Source organism: Streptomyces sp. NRRL S-495, from assembly GCF_000966955.1.
Taxonomy (GTDB): Bacteria; Actinomycetota; Actinomycetes; order Streptomycetales; family Streptomycetaceae; genus Kitasatospora; species Kitasatospora purpeofusca.
The window spans coordinates 1-1,250 of the sequence record NZ_JZWY01000464.1 but is presented as its reverse complement, the minus strand read 5'-3'; the positions used below and the strand labels follow the sequence as shown (position 1 = coordinate 1,250).

General features: G+C 68.2%; 1 pseudogene. It reads right to left on the bottom strand.

Annotation, left to right across the window (positions count from 1 at the left end):
* Positions 1-23: 23 nt before the first annotated feature.
* Positions 24-1,242 (bottom strand): annotated as a pseudogene (locus tag VR45_RS23685) (RNA-guided endonuclease TnpB family protein).
* Positions 1,243-1,250: the final 8 nt, after the last annotated feature.

Below are 1,250 nucleotides of genomic sequence, written 5' to 3'. Positions count from 1 at the left end.
GCCCTGAGGGGCGGGGATTCCCCTCAGCCTCGCGGCCGAGCCGCCGCGCGTGAGCGCGGCGGTGGGACTACTTCCTGCTTCACCGACGACTGCCCGCCCGGAGTGCTCCGTTGAGGTCTGACACCGTCTCCACAGGCTGCAACCGCCAGTCCGGCGGCCAGGATATTTCGTGCCGCGTTGACGTCCCGGTCGTGGGCCGTCCCGCAGGCGCACGTCCACTCGCGGACGTTCAGCGGCATCCTGCTCTGCAAGGTTCCGCAGGCCGAGCACAGCTTGGACGAGGGGAACCACCGGTCCACGGCGATCACCTCGCGTCCGTACCAGTCGGCCTTGTACTCCAGCATGGACCGCAGCTCGGTCCAGGACGCGTCACTGATGGCACGCGACAGCCGCCGGTTCCCGAGCATGTTCCGGACGGTCAGATCCTCGATCACGATCGTTTGGTTCTCACGAACGAGTCGAGTGGTGAGCTTGTGCAGGAAGTCCCTGCGCCGGTCGGCGATCCGGGCGTACACCCGCCCGACCTTGAGTCGGGCCTTCGCCCGGTTGGCGCCGTCACCCCTCGGCCTTGCGGGAGAGATCCCGCTGCGCCTTGGCGAGGCGTTCCCGGTCCTGGCGCTCGTGCCTCGGGTTGGTGATCTTCTCCCCGGTGGAGAGCGTCACCAGGCCGGTGATGCCGGCGTCGATACCCACGGCGGCGTTGACCGCCCCGGGCACGGCCGGGCGGTCGTCGCACAGCATGGAGACGAACCAGCGTCCGGCCGCGTCCTGGGACACGGTCACCGTGGACGGGGAAGCGCCCTCCGGCAGAGGACGGGACCACACGATGTCCAGCGGCTGATCCATCTTCGCCAGGGTCAGCCGGCCGTCCCGGAACCGGAAGCCGCTGGTGGTGTACTCGGCGGAGCGGCGGGACTTCTTCCGGGACTTGAACGTCGGGTACTTCGCCCGCTTCTGCCAGAAGTTGGTGAACGCCCCCTGCAGGTGCCGCAGCGCCTGCTGCAACGGAACCGACGACACCTCGCAGAGGTAGGCCAGCTCCTCGGTCTTCTTCCACCCGGTCAGCATCGCGCTGGTGGCGTTGTAGTTGACCCGCTCCCGACGCAACGTCCACGCCTCGGTGCGGGCCGCAAGCGCCATGTTGTAGACCTTGCGAACACACCCGAACGTGCGCGACAGCTCAGCCGCCTGCGCATCGGTCGGATAGAAGCGGTACTTGAACGCCCGCTTCACATGGCACATGGTCACGC